The 22,051-nt window shown below is 37.7% G+C and carries 20 protein-coding genes; 19 read left to right on the forward strand and 1 reads right to left on the reverse strand.

Annotated features, from left to right (window positions below):
- The first annotated feature begins 5 nt into the window (after nucleotides 1-5).
- Together CYJ57_RS03525 and CYJ57_RS03530 are read left to right on the forward strand one after the other, a co-directional pair.
- A complete protein-coding gene (locus CYJ57_RS03525) occupies nucleotides 6-1,223 on the forward strand; it encodes an NADH-dependent flavin oxidoreductase (protein WP_101954096.1) in 1,218 nt (405 codons plus the stop codon).
- Between the two features lie 111 nt (nucleotides 1,224-1,334).
- A complete protein-coding gene (locus CYJ57_RS03530; RefSeq protein WP_101954097.1) occupies nucleotides 1,335-1,964 on the forward strand; it encodes a cyclodeaminase/cyclohydrolase family protein in 630 nt (209 codons plus the stop codon).
- 99 nt (nucleotides 1,965-2,063) lie between these two features.
- On the opposite strand, the gene CYJ57_RS03535 is transcribed toward CYJ57_RS03530, so the two are convergent.
- Nucleotides 2,064-3,413 carry an MATE family efflux transporter gene (locus CYJ57_RS03535; RefSeq protein WP_101954098.1) on the reverse strand — a complete coding sequence of 450 codons (1,350 nt, stop codon included), beginning with the start codon at nucleotides 3,411-3,413 and terminating at the stop codon, nucleotides 2,064-2,066.
- A gap of 142 nt (nucleotides 3,414-3,555) precedes the next feature.
- Here CYJ57_RS03535 and nagA point away from each other — a divergent pair, with 142 nt between their 5' ends.
- The 17 genes from nagA to CYJ57_RS03620 all read left to right on the forward strand — a co-directional run bounded on the left by nagA (nucleotide 3,556) and on the right by CYJ57_RS03620 (nucleotide 22,006).
- A complete protein-coding gene (nagA, locus tag CYJ57_RS03540) occupies nucleotides 3,556-4,719 on the forward strand; it encodes an N-acetylglucosamine-6-phosphate deacetylase (protein WP_101954099.1) in 1,164 nt (387 codons plus the stop codon).
- A 274-nt stretch (nucleotides 4,720-4,993) separates the two neighbouring features.
- Nucleotides 4,994-6,100, forward strand: coding sequence for a pyruvate dehydrogenase (acetyl-transferring) E1 component subunit alpha (pdhA, locus tag CYJ57_RS03545; protein WP_101954100.1), 1,107 nt, complete (start codon nucleotides 4,994-4,996; stop codon nucleotides 6,098-6,100).
- Nucleotides 6,101-6,102: 2 nt separating this feature from the next.
- Nucleotides 6,103-7,080 carry an alpha-ketoacid dehydrogenase subunit beta gene (locus CYJ57_RS03550; protein ID WP_006702202.1) on the forward strand — a complete coding sequence of 326 codons (978 nt, stop codon included), beginning with the start codon at nucleotides 6,103-6,105 and terminating at the stop codon, nucleotides 7,078-7,080.
- A gap of 50 nt (nucleotides 7,081-7,130) precedes the next feature.
- Complete coding sequence (locus CYJ57_RS03555; protein ID WP_006702203.1) at nucleotides 7,131-8,783, forward strand: dihydrolipoyllysine-residue acetyltransferase; 1,653 nt, start codon at nucleotides 7,131-7,133, stop codon at nucleotides 8,781-8,783.
- An 8-nt stretch (nucleotides 8,784-8,791) separates the two neighbouring features.
- On the forward strand, nucleotides 8,792-10,201 hold the full coding sequence (lpdA, locus tag CYJ57_RS03560) for a dihydrolipoyl dehydrogenase (protein WP_101954101.1): 1,410 nt from the start codon (nucleotides 8,792-8,794) through the stop codon (nucleotides 10,199-10,201).
- A gap of 116 nt (nucleotides 10,202-10,317) precedes the next feature.
- The gene (locus CYJ57_RS03565) at nucleotides 10,318-10,611 is read left to right on the forward strand and encodes a UPF0223 family protein (protein WP_006702205.1); all 294 of its coding nucleotides are present in this window, start codon (nucleotides 10,318-10,320) and stop codon (nucleotides 10,609-10,611) included.
- Between the two features lie 2 nt (nucleotides 10,612-10,613).
- Nucleotides 10,614-11,414, forward strand: coding sequence for an inositol monophosphatase family protein (locus CYJ57_RS03570; RefSeq protein ID WP_219525557.1), 801 nt, complete (start codon nucleotides 10,614-10,616; stop codon nucleotides 11,412-11,414).
- Nucleotides 11,404-13,251 (forward strand): translational GTPase TypA, encoded by a 1,848-nt coding sequence (typA, locus tag CYJ57_RS03575; protein ID WP_101954103.1) that lies wholly within the window; start codon nucleotides 11,404-11,406, stop codon nucleotides 13,249-13,251. Before CYJ57_RS03570 ends, typA begins: the two co-directional genes overlap by 11 nt.
- Nucleotides 13,252-13,327: 76 nt before the next feature.
- Nucleotides 13,328-13,933, forward strand: a complete 606-nt coding sequence (locus tag CYJ57_RS03580) for a superoxide dismutase (protein WP_101954104.1) — start codon at nucleotides 13,328-13,330, stop codon at nucleotides 13,931-13,933.
- A 138-nt stretch (nucleotides 13,934-14,071) separates the two neighbouring features.
- Nucleotides 14,072-15,328 (forward strand): FtsW/RodA/SpoVE family cell cycle protein, encoded by a 1,257-nt coding sequence (locus CYJ57_RS03585; protein ID WP_101954105.1) that lies wholly within the window; start codon nucleotides 14,072-14,074, stop codon nucleotides 15,326-15,328.
- Between the two features lie 5 nt (nucleotides 15,329-15,333).
- Nucleotides 15,334-15,723: a YlbG family protein gene (locus CYJ57_RS03590; RefSeq protein ID WP_101954106.1), complete on the forward strand. Its 390-nt coding sequence runs from the start codon at nucleotides 15,334-15,336 to the stop codon at nucleotides 15,721-15,723.
- A complete protein-coding gene (rsmD, locus tag CYJ57_RS03595) occupies nucleotides 15,714-16,277 on the forward strand; it encodes a 16S rRNA (guanine(966)-N(2))-methyltransferase RsmD (protein ID WP_101954107.1) in 564 nt (187 codons plus the stop codon). Before CYJ57_RS03590 ends, rsmD begins: the two co-directional genes overlap by 10 nt.
- A gap of 3 nt (nucleotides 16,278-16,280) precedes the next feature.
- A complete protein-coding gene (gene coaD / locus CYJ57_RS03600) occupies nucleotides 16,281-16,772 on the forward strand; it encodes a pantetheine-phosphate adenylyltransferase (RefSeq protein WP_101954108.1) in 492 nt (163 codons plus the stop codon).
- An 83-nt stretch (nucleotides 16,773-16,855) separates the two neighbouring features.
- On the forward strand, nucleotides 16,856-17,497 hold the full coding sequence (locus CYJ57_RS03605; RefSeq protein WP_101954109.1) for a helix-hairpin-helix domain-containing protein: 642 nt from the start codon (nucleotides 16,856-16,858) through the stop codon (nucleotides 17,495-17,497).
- Nucleotides 17,498-17,688: 191 nt separating this feature from the next.
- Entirely contained in the window at nucleotides 17,689-19,818 is a 2,130-nt protein-coding gene (locus CYJ57_RS03610; protein ID WP_219525559.1) for a DNA internalization-related competence protein ComEC/Rec2, read from the forward strand.
- Between the two features lie 127 nt (nucleotides 19,819-19,945).
- On the forward strand, nucleotides 19,946-20,854 hold the full coding sequence (locus CYJ57_RS03615) for a polysaccharide deacetylase family protein (protein WP_244896576.1): 909 nt from the start codon (nucleotides 19,946-19,948) through the stop codon (nucleotides 20,852-20,854).
- 12 nt (nucleotides 20,855-20,866) lie between these two features.
- Nucleotides 20,867-22,006: an alpha/beta fold hydrolase gene (locus CYJ57_RS03620; RefSeq protein ID WP_101954112.1), complete on the forward strand. Its 1,140-nt coding sequence runs from the start codon at nucleotides 20,867-20,869 to the stop codon at nucleotides 22,004-22,006.
- Nucleotides 22,007-22,051 lie beyond the last annotated feature (45 nt).

Below are 22,051 nucleotides of genomic sequence, written 5' to 3' on the forward strand. Positions count from 1 at the left end.
AATAGGTGACTCAGTCTGAATTATACGCACCACTATTTACTCCCATTACATTACCAAATGGTATTGTATTGGCGAATCGATTTTCATTAAATCCAATTACGACTAACGCGTCGAGTTTGGAAGGATTTGTAACGGAGGAAGAAGTAGCTTATGCAATCCGCCGTGCTTCGTCAGCACCACTCCAAGTGACCACTGCAGCTTACATTGAAGACTATGCTCAGTTATTTGAGTATGGTCCATCCATCCGAGATGATCGCTTTATTTATGGCTTAAGCAAATTAGCGGCAGCGATGAAGTCTCAAGGAGCTAAAGCGATTATTCAATTAACACATGCAGGGAGATTTGCTAAAGTTAGTTTGAAAGATTATGGGGTGGTTTATGGACCATCGCCAATGCATTTGATGACACCGATTGAACACGATGTAATTGAGATGTCTCCTCGAAAAATTCAACATGTCATCGAACAATATGCGCAAGCTACACGTCGTGCCATTCAAGCTGGTTTTGATGGTGTTGAAATTTCGAACGCTCAAAGGTTGTTACCCCAACAGTTTTTTTCGCCTTTTTCAAACCAACGAACGGATCAATACGGACCTCAATCTGTAGAAAATCGTTCACGATTTGGTGTGGAGATTATGGCCGCAGTGCAGAAAGTTATTGATGAAGAAGGGCCGGATGATTTTATTTTAGGTTTTCGTGGAACGCCTGAAGAAACGCGCGGAGAGCAAGTAGGTTATACCGTCGACGAATTCAATGAATATTTTGACCGAATGATGGAGGTATCGAATATTCATTATTATGCTATCGCATCTTGGGGACATGATATCTATTTAGATCGTGCTCGAGCAGGTTCTCGTCCTGGAGATTATGTGAATGAGATTGTTCGGGATCACTTAAAAGGACGTGTCCCAATTATTGCAACAGGGGGTATTAATTCGCCAGAAAAAGCACTTGAAGCACTGAGATATGCAGATATGGTAGGAATGTCTTCTGTATTTGTAACAGAACCAGATTTTGTAGCTAAGTTAGAAACAGGTAGACAGGATGAGATTGATTTAAGTATTCGTCCAGAAGAGATCGAAGATTTAGCCATTCCTCACCGAGCTTTTAAAGATTTGGTTGAATTTATGGATTTTGGTGGTTCTCTACCTGAGGAAACGCGTGAAGCATTTAGACAGATGAGTGAACAAAGTGCAGTTTCTTATTTCAAAGAGTATAAATAAGAGAAGGATAGTGTAGGGGGAGATTGGATATTAGATAATTAAAGCGTTTTATTCATTTCTTGCCTTAAACATGTTATACTTGAGAAAGAGTACATTATAGGAGGTTATACAATGACGTATTACGATTTATCGGTTAAAGAATTCGTTGAGAAATTAGGATCTGGAGACCCAACACCTGGTGGCGGAGGTTCTTCGGCATTAAATGCAGCTTTAGGGATCGCTTTAACTAAAATGGTTACGGAATTTACCGTTGGTAAAAAACGTTATGCGGAACATAATGAGTTAAACGAACGTGTTCTAAAAGAAGCTGAGGATTTAATGAATAAATTCTTGCAAGGGATTGAAGATGACCGACAAGCCTTTGATGAGGTTGGGAAAGTCTATGCAATGCCACGCGGTACTGAAGAAGAAAAAGAAGCACGCCGTGTTGCAATGCAAGAAGCGACGCTCGTGGCTTTAAAACCTCCATTTGATTTAATGGAACTATGTGTAGAAGCTTTAAAAGTCACTGAAGAAATCGTTGGGAAATCCAATCCGAATGTTGCTAGTGACGTAGGTGTTGCGGCTGTTCAACTTAAAGGAGCTCTTCAAAGTAGCTGGGTAAGTGTCGTTGTTAACCTAGGTATTTTAAAAGATGAAGACTTGAAAGCTCAATACCAAGAACGTGGAGAAGCACTATTAGCTGAAGGTTCAGAAATTGCTGAACGTGTCTACGAAGCGATTATTGAACAAGTAAAATAATAAAAATAATAACCCCAAGCCATTTTGAGGCAGTCTACTATGTCCTATATTCAGGATTATAGCAGTTTCTGTCATTTCGAAATGACTGGGGTTATTTTATTAATCCATAGTTAAGTTACGAACCCATTTTCCGGATTGGATTCGAATAATCCCAAGTAGTACTTTACAGATGTTTTCAGCACAGGCTAGACCTACAACTAAATGTATAGGCAATTTAAGAATGGCGGCACCAAAGAATGATAAGGGAACTCCAACAACCCATAGTGAAAATAATTCAGCTTTCATGGAGAAGCCGGTATCTCCACCTCCACGCAATATTCCAACGATTATAATATTGGATAGAGCAATAAATACAATCATAATTCCGATCATATTGAGTGACTTATGTGCTAAGATGTAAACATTTTGAGAGATGGACTTGAATAGCATTAGGGTATACGGTGCTGAAATAATAATTAAAGCTCCCATTAAAACACCTGTGATAATTGAAATTAACAAGAAGCGTTTGGCGTAGAGTTGCGCTTCTTCAAATTTATCTTGTCCAACTTTTTCACCCACCATCACAGAGCAACTGCTAGATAACCCGCGCACGATAACGAGTGCTAAGTTTTGAACCGCAATCACAATCTGAACAGCAGCAGTGGCTTCAGTTCCAATCAATGCGTATGCCACGCTATACATAATTTGACCTAAAGACCAAAAAGTTTCATTAATCATCACCGGTAAAATGGTTGGCGAGTAACGTTTAATTTTATGCCATTGTGGATGGATCAATTCTTTGAGTGAATAATTTAAAGGCCCATTATAACTACGAGAAATAAAGTAGAGAGTAGATAATTCGGCAAAGCGCGCGATGATTGTCCCAATCGCGGCCCCTGCAATACCTAGACGCGGGAAACCCCACACTCCAAAGATAAATACATAGTTAAAGAATACGTTGAAAAAGACACTGACAATGGTTGCAAATAGTGGTGTCTTAGGGTTTCCCGTTGTACGGAATGTCATAGAGTAAACAAAGCTAATCGCGCTTGGAATGTATGATAGTGATACGACCCGTAAGTAGATCGCACCTTCTTCAATGACATTAGGGTCTTGAATAATTAATCCAATAATTTGTTTTGGGAAAATGAGTGCAATGATTGTAAAGAGGATTCCAATTATCGTCGCAATGACAACTGTTAGTTGTGTAATCGTTCGAACCTCTTCCCAATTTCGTCGTCCCCAATATTGAGCAATAAGAATGGCTGCTCCCGTAACTAAACCGAAACAAATCATAAAATAAAAAAAGAAGAACTGGTTAGCAATACCAACACCCGCAACCGCTACATCCCCTAAGGAAGAAATCATCAGCGTATCAATTGTATTAATTGAAGATGTAATCAGATTTTGTAGCGCAACGGGAATCGCAATGGCTAACATTGTTTTATAAAAAAGTTTTTTATTTTCCATTATTATCACCTCATTCATTATCATTGCTATTGTATCTTAAAGGGTTAGTGAAGTCATCATTAAAATAGTAAGTTATTAATGATTGTTAAATAATAAAGAAAGAGTATGATAGAATCAAGCAAATCATTGAGGAGATGATAAAATGAAAACCATTTATAAGGCGGATTATATTCTATACGAAGATGAGATGAAAGAGGGAGGTTATTTAATTTGTGAAGATCAACGTGTTGTTGATTATGTTGATCATCTCCCAGTAACAAATGAAGTAACGATGATTGATTACAGCGGTTATATCATTGCACCTGGGTTGGTCGATACGCATATTCATGGTTATGGTGGATATGATGTGATGGATTGCAGCCCTGAGGGAATGGAACAAATTTCTAAAGGGTTGTTAGAGTGTGGCGTGACCAGCTGGCTAGCAACGACCTTAACAGATTCACCAGAGCATTTGATGGAAGCTTGCCAAGTTGTTGGAGAGAGTGCAAGCCAAGTAACAGGGGCACGAATTCAAGGGATTTTTCTAGAGGGCCCATTTTTTACCGAAAAGTATAAAGGGGCTCAAAATGCAAAATATATGCATGATCCATCGATTGATTTACTTAATCAATGGAATCATGCTTCGGATGGAATGGTTCGAAAAATTGCGATTGCACCAGAACGAAAAGGTGTACAAGATTTTATTAAAAAAGCAGTTGAACAGGGGATTTATGTTGCTTTAGGACACTCTGATGCAACTTATGATCAAGCCTATGAAGCGGTTGAAGCGGGTGCGAATATTTTTGTCCATCTTTACAATGGAATGCGCGGATTGCATCATCGTGAGCCAGGGATGGTTGGAGCAGGATTAGCGCTTGATGAAGCTTATGCAGAGATTATTGCTGACGGGCATCACGTTCATCCAAAAGCGATTCAAGTTGTAACCCAAGCAAAACCACAGGATAAAGTCATCTTAATATCTGATTGTATGCGCGCGGGGGGGTTAGATGAAGGTGAGTCTAGACTAGGAGAGTTTGAAGTAATTGTTAAAGATGGTCAAGCGCGTCTGAAAGATAGTGGTAATTTGGCCGGATCAGTTCTAAAACTAATTCAGGCTGTACATAACTTGGTGGATTGGGATATCGTCAATTTGACGACAGCTTTAAAAATGGGTTCACTTTATCCAGCTCAATCGGTTGGTCTTGATAAGCATTGTGGAAGACTGAGTGCAAATTATCCAGCGGATTTTATTGTAATCGAACCGCAAGGAAAACTTTATGCAACCTATTTAGCAAATCAACGTGTATATTGTCGCCAAGACGCATAAACTAATATAAAATTAACAATAAGAATGCCAATTATTTTATCCTTGTTATACAACAGTATAACCTTGATGTAACACATAATAAATTAAAAATATAACAGAAAGGAGTACGAGATTTACATAAGTAGTGCATTAATTCACAAAGTAAAACGTTGCTATTAAAGGGAAAATAGCGACTAAATGCTTGCTAAAAGTCGTTTTGAATGATAAATTATTAATAACGTACTGGTACAGTTTGTACCTGGTGTTAAAAATATTGGAGAGGAATGTAAAATACATGGCTACAAAGAAAAAACAAACTTTTGAACAATTGTTAGACCCTCAAAATTTTGACTTTAGTACAGTTCAAATTTTGGATGAGAAAGGCAAAATCGTTAATGAAGATTTAATGCCAGAATTATCAGATGAAGAACTTGTTAAATTTATGGAGGATATGGTCTTCTACCGTGAATGGTATGCAAGAACTAAAGCGTTTAGTCGTCAAGGACGTCTAGGTTTCGTGGCACCCACTACAGGTCAAGAAGCTTCACAGTTGGGTACAATAGCTGCGACAACTGCAGATGATATTATCTTCCCAGGATATCGTGATATTCCACAATTAATTCAACATGGTTTGCCACATTACAAAGCTTACCTATGGTCTAAAGGTCATGTTTTAGGAAATGAATACCCAGAAGATTTCCGTGCATATCCACCGCAAATTATTATCGGTGCACAATACGTTCAAGCAGCAGGTGCAGCTTTAGGTATTAAGAAAAATGGTCGTAAAGCAATCGCTATGACTTGGACAGGAGACGGTGGTTCTTCTCAAGGTGATATGTATGAAGGAATCAACTTTGCTGGAGCATATAAAGCCCCTGCAGTTTTTGTAATTCAAAATAACGGCTGGGCAATTTCCACACCGCGCGAACTACAAACTGCAGCACCTACTTTAGCTCAAAAAGCTGTTGCAGCAGGAATTCCGGGAATTCAAGTAGATGGAATGGATATTTTAGCGGTGTATGCTGTAACAAAAGCAGCTCGTGAATATGCGATTGCAGGTAATGGTCCAGTTCTAATTGAAACATTATGCTACCGTTACGAACCTCACTCATTATCAGGAGATGATCCTAAACGTTACCAACCTGAAGGTGTTCAAGAACACTGGCAAGGTCTAGACCCATTAAACCGTTACCGTACATTCTTAACTGAAAAAGGACTTTGGTCTGAAGAGAAAGAACAAGAAGTTATCGAACGTACAAAAGAAGTAGCTCGTGAAGCAATTAAACAAGCAGAAGAAGTTCCACAACAAAAAATTTCTGATTTCTTGAAGAATATGTTCGAAACACCAGATCAAATTACGCAAGAGCAAATTGCATATTACGAAGCAAAGGAGACTAAATAATCATGGCGAATTTAACACTCATTGAAGCAATTAGAGATGCATTAGATATTGCCCTTACTCAAGACAAGAAAACGTTAATCTTTGGTGAGGACGTTGGTAAAAACGGTGGTGTTTTCCGTGCGACAGAAGGATTATTTGATAAGCATGGTGAAGAACGCATCTTCAACACACCACTTGCTGAATCCGGTATTGGTGGTTTAGCTATTGGTCTTGCACTTGAAGGATTCCGTCCAATTATGGAAATTCAATTCTTCGGATTTGTTTTCGAAGTCATGGACTCTGTTGTAGGCCAAGCAGCGCGTACACGTTACCGTTTAGGAAATACACGTAATCTACCCATTACAATTCGTTCACCATTTGGTGGTGGTGTAGCAACCCCTGAACTTCACGCAGACTCACTTGAAGGATTAATGGCACAATCACCAGGTGTTAAAGTGGTTATCCCATCAAATCCATATGATGCAAAAGGTCTATTATTAGCTTCAATTGAAGATAATGACCCAGTTGTATTTTTAGAACATATGAAACTTTACCGTTCATTCCGTGAAGAAGTTCCTGAAGGTCACTATACTGTGCCATTAGGTGAAGCTAATGTTGTTCAAGAAGGAACGGATGCAACGATTATTGCCTATGGTGCGATGGTTCGTGAAGCTATTGCTGCAGCAGAAGAATTGAAAAAAGAAAATATTTCTGTTGAAATTGTAGACTTAAGAACTGTCTATCCACTTGATATTAAGACTATTACAGCATCAGTGGAAAAAACTGGAAAAGTCGTTATGGTTCAAGAAGCACAACGTCAAGCAGGTGTAGGTGAGAAAGTTATTTCTGAAATTTCTCAACGTTCAATTCTATCACTTGAAGCGCCAATTAAATTTGTGGCTGCGCCAAACACAGTTTATACTTTTGGTATGGCTGAAAAAGATTGGCTTCCAAATGCTGCTGATATCGTTGCCGCAGTGAAAGAATTACAAGAATTCTAATTGATTCCACGTCTATAAGTTAGCAAAACATAAAAAAGGAGTGTCACTGAATGGCAGTATTTAAATTTAAATTACCTGAACTAGGTGAAGGTATTCATGAAGGTGAAGTTGTTAATTGGCTCGTTCAAGAAGGCGACACCATTGAAGAAGATCAAATTATCGTTGAAATTCAAAATGATAAAGCAGTTGAAGAACTTCCAACACCATACGCTGGAACGGTTAAATCAATCAATGCGACAGTAGGTACAGTCGCAAAAGTTGGCGACGTACTCGTTGAAATCGATGCCCCGGACTATGAAGGTGGAGAAGAAGCTGCTGAGGAACCTGCAGCAGAGGCAGCGCCTGTTGAAGCTGCACCCACAGCTCAAAGTGGATCTAACAGTTTTATTTTCCGTCTTCCAGAGCTAGGTGAAGGAATTCATGAAGGTGAGATTGTTGCATGGGACGTAAAAGAAGGCGACCAAGTCACTGAAGACCAAATTTTAGTAGAAATTCAAAATGATAAAGCGGTTGAAGAGTTACCAAGCCCATATGCAGGTAAGATTATTAAAATCCATGCAGAAGTTGGAACGGTAGCAACTGTTGGTCAAGCATTAGTTGAAATTGATGCGCCTGACTATGATGGTCCAGCGGATGAAGTGGTATCAACCCCTGCATCTCCAACAGGAGCCGTTGGCGAAGACCCAGCGCAAGCAGAAGTTCCGGCAGAAACAGCTGCCCCAGCACAACCTGCAGCGGTAAGTACCGCAAACCCAGCGCAACGCGTACTAGCAATGCCATCGGTTCGTAAATTAGCTCGTGAATTAGGTGTAGATATTACACTCGTTCCAGCTACAGGACGCGGTGGACGTGTAACAGCAGATGATGTTCGTAACTTTACTCCTGGACAAGCAACTGCAGCACCAGAAGTTGAAACAGAACAAACAGCAGCATCCGCACAAGATAACGCTGCTCAAGCTGAAACAACAACTGCTAAGCCAGCTTATGTTCCAGTTTCAGGTGAACGTGAAGTACGTGAATCAATGTCTAAGACACGTCGCTTAATCGCTGAAGCAATGGTAAATTCAAAACATACAGCACCACACGTAACTCATTTTGATGAAGTTGAAGTGACTGCTTTATGGAATCACCGTAAGAAATTCAAAGATATCGCTGCAGAACAAGATATTAAATTAACATTCTTACCATATGTTGTTCGCGCATTAATTGCTGCAGTTAAGAAATATCCAATTCTCAATGCTTCTGTTGACGATGCAACACAAGAAATTGTGTACAAAAACTACTACAACATTGGTATTGCAACCGATACAGATCGTGGATTATTAGTTCCTGTTATCCATGATGCTAACATGAAGAGCATGTTTGAAGTAGCGGATGAAATTTCTCAATTAGCTCAAAAAGCACATGCAGGTAAATTATCATTAGATGAAATGTCAGGTGGATCGATTACGATTTCTAATATTGGTTCAGCAGGTGGATTATGGTTTACTCCTGTTATTAACCATCCTGAAGTAGCAATCTTAGGATTTGGTTCAATTGTTGAACAACCTGTTATTAAAGATGGTCAAGTTGTTCCAGGTCGTGTTGTGAAGTTATCATTAAGCTATGATCACCGTGTCATTGATGGTGTAACTGCACAATCTGCGATGAATGAAATCAAGAAATATTTAAGTAATCCAGAATTATTATTAATGGAAGGATAGTGAAATAAATGGTAGTTGGAGATTTTGCAATCGAACTCGATACAGTGGTTATCGGTTCTGGTCCTGGTGGCTATGTTGCTGCTATCCGTGCAGCTCAACTCGGACAAAAAGTAGCAGTCATTGAACGCGAATTTATTGGCGGCGTATGTCTGAATGTGGGCTGTATTCCATCAAAAGCTTTAATTAATGCAGGACATATTTATCGTAACGCTTTAAATAGCGAAGATATGGGAATCGAATCCGAAGTTAAATTAGACTTTACTAAAACACAAGATTGGAAAGATAACAAAGTTGTTAAACAGTTAACTTCTGGTGTTGAAATGCTACTTAAAAAGAACAAAGTAGAAATTATTCGTGGTGATGCTTATATCGTTGACCATGAAACACTTCGAGTGACGAATGATGCTGAAGATACTTCCCAAACTTATAGCTATAAAAATTTAATCGTTGCTACAGGATCTCGACCAATTGAAATTCCTGGATTCAAATTTGGTGAACGTATTGTGGATTCAACCGGTGCATTGAACTTTAAAGAAGTACCAAAACGTCTTGTTGTTATTGGTGCGGGCATTGTCGGATCAGAATTAGGAACTGCTTATGCTAACCTAGGTTCGGAAGTGACTTTAATTGATGCTGCAGACCATATTTTACCTTCATTTGAAAAAGATATGGTTAAAGTTGTTGAGAAAGCAATGAAAAAACGCAAAATTAAAATTCATGCAAAAGCGAAAGCTAAAGAAGCAATCGTGAACGAAGATTCAGTTACTGTGAAGTTCGAAGTTAAAGGTAAAGAAAAAGAAATTGAAGCAGACTACGTATTAGTATCAGTAGGTCGTCGTCCAAATACGGATGATATTGGTCTTGAGCATGCAGGCGTTAAAATTTTAGACAATGGTCTAATTGAAGTTGATGCACAAGGTCGCACCTCAGTACCAAATATTTATGCGATCGGTGATATCGTCCCAGGACTCGCACTAGCTCATAAAGCATCTTTTGAAGGTAAAGTTGCAGCTGCTGCAATTTCAGGTGGAAAAGATGAAGTGGACTACCATTCAATGCCTTCTATAGCCTATACAGATCCTGAACTTGCATCAACTGGATTAACCGAAGCTGAAGCCAAAGAACAAGGCCTAGAAGTTAAAGCATCTAAATTCCCATTCGGTGGTAATGGCCGTGCACTATCTTTAAATGATACCGATGGTTTCGTACGTTTAGTTACAACCAAAGAAGATAATATTATTGTTGGAGCGCAAGTCGTTGGACCGAACGCCTCAGAAGTTATTACTGAGTTAGGTTTAGCGATTGAATCAGGTATGAATGCTGAAGATATTACGCTGACCGTTCATGCTCATCCAACATTAAGTGAAGCAGTAATGGATGCCGCAGAATTAGCTTTAGATCAACCGATTCATATGTAATTTAAACGATTATTCGTTGATTAAGAGAGGCGATGATTGCCTCTCTTTTTCATTATAAATTTATCTCTTTAAATCAGTGTGTTATAATTTTTACGGTATCTTAGCGAGGTGATAAAATGAACTACAGTTATCCGATTCAACCTGATTGGAGTACTGAGGAGATTATAATGGTTGTAAATTTTTTAGATAAAGTAGAGCGTGTTTATCAAGAGGGTGTCAATTGTCAGGAACTAATGGATAGTTATCAGCAATATAAACAAATAGTTCAAAGTAAAATGGAAGAAAAACAAATTGATAAAGAATTTGAAAAAATAACTGGATACTCAACCTATCAAGCAGTAAAATTAGCTAGGACATTGAGACAAGAAGGGAAGCAACGATCGAAGGTGCAAATAAGAAAGGGTTCATGACCATGGATAAACAAATGCATCAACGTGCGATTGATTGGTTAAATCAAGCAGCGGATTTACTTAGAGCGACATTAGATTCGCCGCTTCAAGTTAAACAAAAGCAAAATGCACATGACTTAGTTACCGAAATGGATTGTCGCATCGAAGACTATTTAATACAACAAATCCGTCATTACTATCCAAATCATCAGATTCTTTCTGAGGAAGGGCAAGGAGATGTATTCCTTAACACAGAAGGTTATTTATGGATTATTGATCCGATTGATGGGACTTTAAATTATGTTAAAGAAAAGAATCATTTTGCGATTTTATTAGGGATTTATTATAATGGAAATCCTATTGCCGGATATATTGTGGATGTAATGAATGAGCAACTCTATTACGGGATTGTCGGGGACGGTGTTTATTTAAATCACCAACCGCTATTACCCATCCAGATTGCTTCGTTGGAAACGTCCTTAATTCACGGTAATGTGCATTTGTTTATTCATAATCGATATCAAGCCAGAGAAATTTTAAATCATAGTTTAGGAATGAGGCATTACGGTGCAGCCGGTCTAGATATGATTAGTGTGATTCGGGGTGAGGCGGCACTTTATTTATCACCGCGACTGCAACCTTGGGATTTTGCAGCCGGTCTGGCCATTTTCACAGCGATGAACTACAAAATGACGACCCCTACTGGACAACCACTCGACCTTCTTAAACAACAAGCAGTGTTGGCTTGTCACCCTGCAGTCCATTCACAAGTATTAGATATTATTCAATCTACAGATAGCGAGGCAAACTATAATGACAATTAGAGAAAATATTCGAAATATCGCAATTATTGCGCACGTTGACCATGGCAAAACGACCTTGGTGAATGAATTATTGAAACAATCTGACACATTGGATGCGAGGGCGCAACTCGATGATCGTGCGATGGACAGTAATGATATTGAACGCGAACGAGGCATTACAATTTTAGCTAAAAATACTGCGATTAATTATCACGGTGTTCATATTAATATTCTTGATACTCCTGGGCATGCGGACTTTGGTGGAGAAGTGGAACGTATTATGAAAATGGTTGATGGGGTTATCCTTGTTGTAGATGCAGCTGAAGGAACGATGCCCCAGACACGATTTGTTTTAAAGAAAGCATTGGAAGAAGGCTTGAGTCCAGTCGTTGTGTTGAATAAAATTGATAAATCAGGTGCCCGTCCTGTGGAAGTGATTGATGAAGTACTTGAATTATTTATTGAGTTAGGTGCTAATGACGATCAATTAGAGTTCCCAGTTGCGTACGCATCTGCCGTAAATGGCACTTCCAGCACTTCAGACCAAATTGAAGATCAAATGCCAACCATGGATCCAATCTTGGATATGGTACTAAAGCATGTTCCTGCACCAGTTGATAATCGCGATGAATCTCTACAATATCAAGTGTCAATGTTAGATTACAATGATTATGTAGGGCGTATTGGGATCGGACGCGTGTTTCGCGGTACCATTCGGATTGGTGATACTGTCACATTAATAAAACGGGATGGTCAACATAAAAATTTCCGTGTTACAAAAATGCTTGGATTTTTAGGGTTAAATCGAATTGAAATTACCGAAGCTTATGGAGGAGATATCATCGCTCTGTCTGGAATGGATGATATCGATGTCGGGGAGTCGGTAGTGGATCCAAATCATCTTGAACCACTTCCAGCGATGCATATTGATGCTCCTACTTTACAGATGACCTTCTTAACCAATACATCACCATTTGCAGGAAAAGAAGGTAAGTATGTAACTTCTAGCAAATTATCGGAACGGTTACAGCGAGAATTACAAGTGGATGTGTCGCTCAATGTCGAACCCACAGAAACACCCGATGCTTTTCTAGTGTCAGGACGCGGAGAGCTTCATTTATCAATTCTGATTGAAAACATGCGTCGAGAAGGTTATGAATTTCAAGTATCACGACCTAAAGTGATTATTCGTGAAATCGATGGTGTTAAGTGCGAGCCGTTTGAAAGTGTTCAAATCGACACACCCGAAGCGTATATGGGCGCTGTAATTGAAGCGCTTGGAAAACGTAAAGCGGAAATGGCGGATATGATTAACACAGGAACCGGACAAGTCCGTATGGTCTTTTCAATTCCATCACGTGCATTAATTGGCTTTTCAACCGAGTTTATGTCAATTACAAGTGGTTATGGCATTTTAAATCATAGTTTTGATGAATATCGTCCTGTTGTGTCAGGGGTGATTGGAGGACGTCGTAACGGTGCATTGGTAGCAGCGGAATCAGGAAGTGCAACGGCTTATAGCATTCAAAACATTGAAGAGCGTGGAACAGTATTTGTTGAACCAGGTACGGAAGTTTACGAAGGAATGATTGTCGGAGAAAATCATCGAGAAAATGACTTAACGGTTAATATTGTTAAAGGTAAACAACTCACGAACGTACGCTCTGCAACCAAAGATCAAACGAGTGTACTAAAACAACCGCGTATAATGACGTTGGAAGAATCTTTACAATATATGAATGATGATGAGTATTGCGAGATTACACCAGCTAGTATCCGCTTGCGTAAGAAGATTTTGAATAAAGCAGATCGTGAACGCACTACAAAACGCGAAAAGAAAGCTCAAAATAAAGGGTAATACTGAGCATATCAATTGTGATTACCGACAGACATGTTATGATATACATAACAAATTTAAGGAGGTAGATTTGATTATGGCTTTTGAATTACCTAAATTACCCTATGAATATGATGCATTAGAACCAGTGATTGACAAACAAACAATGGAAATTCATCATACAAAGCACCATCAAGCTTACGTTACAAATTTAAACAAAGCGATTGAAGGAACAGAGTATGAGTCATTGGAGCTTGAAGAATTAGTAAAGAAAATTGACACATTACCAGAATCAATTCAAACGGCGGTCAGAAATAATGGGGGAGGTCATTTGAACCACTCTCTATTCTGGAATTTATTACAATCACCTAATGAAGAGACAACAATTCCATCCGAATTATCTGATAAACTGATTGAAGATTTTGGATCGATTGAATCATTTAAAGAAAAATTTGAAGCCAGCGCAAAAGGACGTTTTGGTTCTGGTTGGGCATGGTTAGTTGATAATCAAGGCACACTCGAAGTGATTGATTTACCAAATCAAGATAATCCTTTAATGATCGGTAAAACACCACTTTTTGGGTTAGATGTTTGGGAACATGCTTATTACTTGAACTATCAAAACCGTCGTCCAGAATACGTATCAAACTTCTGGAAGGTTGTTAACTGGGAACAAGTTAACAAGTTATGGAAAGAAATCTAATTAATTGAAGTTAAAACCGTGAATATATTTCACGGCTTTTTTATTTTGGATGGCTGGTAATGGATACATGACTCGATTGTTTAGCTCTCCTAAGCTTTGTGGTATAATGGACCTTGAATTACTATAAGGAGGTGCAGTATGAATGAAAATAATTTTTCAGATCATACAAGCCAATCCACGCTTAAGAGTACAACGATATTAATGAGAATGAAGCAAAATTTAGCGCAAACTTTCTCGCGACTCGATTGGAAAATTATCAGTTTAACAAGCATTTTAATAATTATCGGATTAGTCTCAGTATTTAGCGTAACGATGCCGAATGATCCTGTTGGAACGTTACGTACCCAAATTTTTGCCATTACTTTAGGGGTGATTGCAGGGTTGGTTATTTTATCTGTTCCCTCAAAATGGCTAACAGATTACCGTCTAATTTTTCTAAGTAATTTTGTTATTTTAGCTTTAATGTTTGTTACGCTTTTGATTGGGAAAATTGGAGGTGGAGCTCGAAGCTGGCTGATGATTGTCAATCGCTCGTTCCAGCCAAGCGAGTTCTTTAAATTAACTTCCGTATGGTTAATAGCTTGGGCGATTAACTACTCAGATCGTGAAGAGATTCTTTCCCAGAAAAAAATCCGCATGTCGGTAGATAAGCTAGCGTTACTTACGATTTTAGGAGGTTGTTTTTTAATTATTTTACAGCCAGACATGGGAATGTTGATGATTATCGCAATCAGCTTATTTATGGTTAAACTTTATATTGATGGAAGTACCAAATGGGTTTCGAGATTCTATGGTGGCATGATTGCAGTATATATCGGTCTGCATCTCGTTTCTAATCTTTTTGATGAAGCGTTAGTAAGTTATCAAGGGATGATGGAACATTTTTTTGAACGGGTCGCTGTTTTTACCAACCCTTTTAAATACCCATTAGCAGGAGGATACCAATTAATTGAGGGATATAAAGCTCTTGCGGATGGTGGATTACTTGGAGTCGGCCTCTTTAATGGTCAAGCTAAACAAGGACGTTTACCAGAAATACATACTGACTTTATTTTCGCTAATATTGGAGAAGAATTAGGATTGGTAGGATGTTTAGTGATTATTATTTTATACACCATATTATTTTTGATTTTATATCAACGCGCTGCTCGCTCAAGGGATGTTTTTCGTCGTTCAATGATTGTAGGGATTGCTAATATGTTGGCCGTTCAGACCTTTACAAATATAGCCGGCTTGGCAAGTTTAATTCCATTAACTGGCGTAACATTACCATTTATTAGTGTGGGCGGAACGAGTCTGTTGGTTTCCATTATAATGATAGCAATGGTACTACGGATGATTGTTGAAGAAGAAAATAGTAAAAAGTTAAGATTGATTTCGAATAAGAAAGGGTGACCAACTTGGAATTTATACAGCGACAATCGATTATTGTTTGGTTATATTCGACAAAAAATATTCGACAACTTAGGAAGTATGGCTTTGTTCATTATGTAAGCCAACGTATGAAGTATGCAATATTATATGTTAATAAAGAAGAGACCGCTAAAATCCTTCAGGAATTGCAAGGCTTGTTTTTTGTTAGAGAAGTAGAATTGTCTCATCGTGATGAAATTGATATGACTTTTGAAGGTGCGATTGAACCATTCGATATTAATATGGTTCAGGACGATTTTATAATCGAGGAAACGGATGAATCATTCTTCGAGATGATGCGCCAATCATTCAAAATAGAAGATTCAAAGAAAAGTGCAGCATCGGATCGGTCGGAGGAAGAGTCATCATGCGAGTGATTGCAGGGGAGTATGGCAGTCGAAAGCTCCAAGCAGTACCTGGTAATAATACTCGACCCACCACAGATAAAATTAAAGAAAATATTTTTAATATGTTAGGCGGTTTTTTTGACGGAGGGGTTGTATTAGATTTCTATGGTGGTAGCGGTGCTTTAGCGATTGAAGCGGTCTCGAGAGGGTTTAATAAAGCCATTATATGCGAACGCTATCGTCCAGCCATTCAGACAATTGAAAAGAATATTGAGGTGACCCGATCACCTGAAAAATTCAAAATTCTTTCGGGTGAAAATCGAAAGGGACTCTTAAAATACACTGATACCTTATCGACGGGCTTGAAATTTAATTTAGTATTTATTGACCCTCCCTATGCTAAAGAACGAATTGTTGAAGATATTGAATGGTTGGTCGCACATGAGTTGCTAGATACAAACTGTCAAATTGTTTGTGAATATGACGCAACACATTCATTGCCCGATTCAATCCTTCATTATCGTGAGAATAAGACCAAACGGTATGGTCAATCGATGATTCGAATTTATGAAGAAATGAGGTAAACAATGGACCATCAACCTAAAATAGCTTTATTTCCCGGGACATTTGACCCATTAACCCTAGGTCATTTAAACATAATTGATCGTGTAAGTCGGTTGTTTGATGAAGTGATTGTACTTGTAGCAGTCAATACGTCGAAGCAACATTTATTCAATGTGGATGAGCGAATCCGTCTCATTTATGAAAATATCAGCGAATATAATAATGTTCGTATTGATACATTAACAGATGGGCTTGTTGCGACTTATTATCAACAACATCACGCAAGTACCATTGTAAGAGGTGTACGCAACTCAACGGATTTTGACTATGAATTTACCATTGCATCTGGGAATGCTCGACAAGGTAAGGATATTGAGACGATGATTCTATACGCAGCCGATGAATATCGCTTCCTAAGTTCATCATTAATTAAAGAGATTGCGTATTTTAAGGGAGATATTCACGATATGGTACCTGAAAATGTTCGAATCGCCATGGAAGCGAAATTCAAATAAATATTACAAATACGTTAAAGAGACAAATCTGATAAAGATTTGTCTCTTTTTTGCGTATTTATTAATAGAAAGGAGGAAATATCGTGCAATACCAAAATTATCTTAGAAAATATTGGTTATGGATCGCGGGAGGGATTTTATTTATTATCATCTCACTGGGGGTTCAATATCATAAAGTTACACAAAGTCAACTTTATTTTATCGAAGAGACTTCAGAAGAATATCTGACTTCGGTAGATATACCTCAATCCGAAGAGTCAATAATCTATATTGATATAAAAGGGGCGGTAAATCGTCCTGGATTATATCAATTGAGTGAGGGGAGCCGAATGGTTGATGCGATTGAAGCAGCGGGTGGCTTAACCACCGAGGCAGATGATCGAACGATTAACTTAGCAGAAAAGTTATTAGACCAGCAAAAAATAATAGTTTACACGGAAAGTGAAATGGCAGAAAAATTAATACAAGAAGATAGGGATAATTTGCTAGAGCGAGATGTTTATCCGTCAAATCCATCCGACGCTACTCAAAAAATTAATATTAATATAGCGACTATCGATGAGCTTCAAGCATTGCCGAATATCGGACCGAAAAAAGCACAAGCGATTATTGAATATCGTCAAACGAATGGTTCATTCCAGACAATCGATCAAATCAAAGAAATTAAAGGGATTGGTGAGAAAACCTATGAGGAACTCGCTCACCTAATTTCGGTAAGTCCATGAGTAAGTTAAAATATCATTGGTTTTTTATTTTTTGTGCGATATTCGCGTTTATATATTCTTGGCTTCAACATAGCTATTTATCAATAGGGATATGTATTTTAATTTTTATTCGTTTAATTACGTTAAAGAACAAACTTCTTTTAGTAATGAGTTTGGTCATTAGTTTACTCATTGTAGGGCGGGTGCGTATAATGGATTATGAAATGAAGGAACATTTACAAATCAATTATCAATCCGTTGAACAAACACAAGTAAAGGTGGATCCTTATCAATTAGAATTTCGAGATGGCTATGCTAGAGGTTATGGCTATCTCTTTGATCCGCAACAAGAGCGTTGGTTCAAAGTATATTTAACGTTCAAAAATCCAGAAGGAACGCTGTATCACCAATTCGAAGGCACTCCTTCGATCGTTCAAGTTAAAGGTGTTTTAAAAAGACCTGCTTCGAATCGTAATTTTTATTTATTTAATTTTCAAAAATATTTAAAAACAAAACAGATTATTTGGCATTACGATGTTTTGCATGTTGAAGCGATTCGTTCAAACCCATCGATAGCATCCCGCTTCTATAAATTGCGTAATCAAATTGTCGGACAATATAATCGGTATCAAACTCATCCTTGGTTTGCATTATTTCATAAACTGTTATTAAATAAATCTACTGAATTTTACCGAGACCAACGTGATACTTTTCAAATTATGGGCGTAATGCATTTATTTGCAATTTCTGGTTTTCATATTGTGATGCTGCATTCTTACTTTAGTTATTTTCTAAAAAGAATGAGTATCTTAAATGATTATGCATATTATATCGTGTTTGCTATTTTAATTTGTTATGCGAGTCTGATTGATTGGCCGATTGGCGTAACGCGTTCGATGTTTATGTTATATGTCACCCCCCATATCATGCGTCGAACTCAATGCGTGTCACGAGTTGATTTATTATCAATTCTTAGTATCACTTTGTTAATCATTAATCCTTATGAAGTTTGGTCCATAGGATATATCCTAAGTTTTTTAATATCCTATGTTTTAATCTTTAGCCCGAATTCATCGGTGATGCTATCATTACGAGATACCTTTAAAGTGAGTATGGCTATCATCCTATTTACTTGGCCGATTATGCTTCAGAGCCAATATATGTTGCATCTCGCTCAAATTATTACGATGACTTTGATAGGGATTTTATTTGAGAAAATTATTTTGCCTTTTATGTTGCTGTCGGGATGGATCATTTTTCTTCCTGAACCCTTTCATCGTATTTTCATCCGCGGGTTCGATGCGATTGCAGAAATAATGATTAACTTTTTTGAGATTTTATCATCAATCTCTCCATCGATTATTCTAGGTTATTTGCCGCATGGACTGTTTATCTGCTTAATGATCGTAGCATTGTATCAATTATATTCAAAAGAAAAGAAACGTCGATTGCTCGTTGTTACGATTACCTATCTCTTATTAATATGCGTTTATCCTTATTGTAATTTTACAACGAAAATAACGATCATTGATGTTGGTCAAGGGATGGCAGTGTTGTACCAGTTGCCATTTAATCAAGGGACTTGGTTGATTGATACCGGAGGTAAATACGCCTACGATACAAAACAAATCGATCGTCGATATGCTCATTACAATATCATTCCTGCTATGAAAGCACTCGGTGTCCAGTCATTGTCTGGGATTATTTTAACTCATTTAGATTTAGATCATGTTGGAAATTTACCAGCAATTTTAGAAACTTTTCCAGTAGAATCAGTATTGTTGTTGGATAACCTAATGGCTGATGATTTTATTGTTGAACAAAAAAATACATTTCAAAATGTAAGTTTTCAAGGCATTCCAGAAGGTCATCTGTATAAAGTTTGGAATGAATCAATCCAGTTAGCTAGTTTAACTTCCGATGAACTGACAATGAGCACCAGTCTTAGTAACGATCATAGTATTGGGGTACGATTAAAAATAGGCAACCTTTCATTTCTAACTTTAGGCGATATGTCAACTCCTTTCGAAGAACGTTTTATACAACAATTTCCAAGTTTTTCACCGGATATTCTACTTTTAAGTCACCATGGAAGTCGACATAGTTCGTCGGAGACTTTTCTGTCAATTATTGAGGCAAAACTTTTATTAAATTCAGCTGGTGAAAATAATCACTATCACCACCCACATTCAGAGGTAATTGAACGGGTAGAAGCATTAGGTAAGCCATATTTTTCAACTCATTCTGGTGGTGCGATACAATTAATCTACTTTCCTTATATTGGACTCCAAGTACGTCAAGTTTTTTCTGAAAAACCATCCTTTACTAGTAAAGATTATTAATTAATGTATAATGAATTTTACAGTAGAAGACATTCTATGAAAGAATCTAATCTAATTTTATACATTAAATACAATAACTGAAAAGGAGCATAAAACGATGCAAGCTTTGAAAATATGTAGCCTAACTATGCTAACGTTAAGTGTTTTAGCAGGTTGCGTCAATAGTCAAGCCAATCAATATTCATCACAACAGGAAGAAATAACATCCCAAGAAGTTGAAACGGCAGAAGAAATGGCTGATTCTGTTGAGACAATAGAGGAATCGAGTGCAACGACTGAAGGCACTGCTGTAACACACCGTGTATGGACAGATTATCAACATTATGCAACACCAAATGAGTCTGGATATGCTTACACCATCTACGATGACCCGGATATTTCGTCGGAGATTTTTCCAATGGATGAGCGAAGTTCTGAAAATGTGTTACTCTTTACCTTTGACGATGGTCCGGCAGAGCCTGATAGCTATATGCTTGAGATGGCGAAATTGATGAAATCAAAAAATGTTAATGCGATTTTCTTAGTAAACGGCATGTTTTTAGAGGGTGAACGTGGGCGCTTGATTCTTAAAGAAGTCTATGATATGGGATTTGAGATTGGGAACCATACAACTTACCATCAAAACTTAAAAGAGTTGACTTATGAAGAACAATATGAAGAAATCGCCCGTACAAGTGAGTTGATTGAAGAAATTACCGGCGAACCTGCCCGTTGGTTCAGACCTCCTTTTGGATTATATAACTTAGATACTTTGAAGGTTTGTAATGAATTAGGTATGCAATTATTTACCTGGAACTTTGGTTATGACTGGCAAGATGAATATTTAGATGGTGATGCGCTGGCGGAAATTTCCTTAACAACGGATTACTTACGCAAAGGAGCTAATATATTAATGCATGACCGTAAGTGGACCTATGAAGCATTAGAGCGAATGATTGATGGGTATAGAGAAATGGGATATGAAATTGTTGATCCACTTCTAATTCAATCACGGCCTAATAATTTAGAAGTGGGTACAAATAGTCAACAAGAATAGGAGTGTTAATTGATGGGTCAAATAGATAAATGGGGACAGCGACTGACCTATGGGGTAGGAGGATACTTAGCCTATAAGTTGTTTTATGATTTAAAAAACCAAAAAGATAATCAGCCCTCACATACGTTCAAACTTGACGAGTCTCAAGATGGTTTCCCAAATGATTTTGATTGGGTAAGTGAGAAAAATTATCAAACAAAGATGGATCAGCAAGTATTGCCATATGTGCAAAACTATTTAATTTCGAACCAAATTCCTATCTCAAATTTCAATTTACATTATGATTTCTATTTAAAAAAAGAGGAATTCCCAACGATTATTTTTACGCATGGTTTTATTGAAAATAAAGAAAAGTACTTTGAAATTATTTATTACTTACTTCGACTTAATTGCAATGTATTGCTTTATGATGTACGCGGTCATGGAGATTCAAAAGTTAATGCGAAAGATACACGCGTTTATATTGATTTCTTTGATCAGTTTGTTAATGATCTTTATCGTCTTATCGATCATGCAAAACAAACATATCATTTTTCTGGACCATGTTATTTAATGGGACACTCAATGGGTGGCATGATTTCGATGCGCTATGCTAAGCAATATCCTGAGACGATACAAGGTGTTATCTTATCTTCACCTATGCTCGCAATTAACACGCGACCTTTTTCGGCGGCATTTGCTTCATTATTAAGTAAGACACTTAAGCTTTCAGGGCAAGGGCATCGAGCCATTCCATTTCAAGATATGATTGTACCGGCTGTGTTTTCAAAAGATCAAAGTGATGAATTAACATTGATGCCTAAAATGTCATACAGTCAAGCACGTATAAATTACATGCAGAAGATATCACGTAAGTTTGAAGTCAATCCAACTGTTGGAGGAACATTATCTTGGTTGGCATCTTCGATGGCAGCAAGTGAGCAGATGCTTCAATTAAATTATTATGATTCAATCCATATTCCTGTTTTAATTTTTATGAGTCAAGGTGATGACTTAGTCGATATTCGCGCTATAGATCATGCCTTAAATCACTTATACCTTGGATACGGATATGAGTACGAACACACAGGTCACAACTTGCTCCATGAAAAAGATGCTGTAATTCAAGATATAATTCGAAAAGTTAATTGTTTTATTGATTCTCACTCGTAATTAAAGACAAATTAAAAAAACCACTTAACGTATTTTTAAAACACC

It is taken from the genome of Falseniella ignava (assembly GCF_002847645.1).
GTDB lineage: Bacteria > Bacillota > Bacilli > Lactobacillales > Aerococcaceae > Falseniella > Falseniella ignava.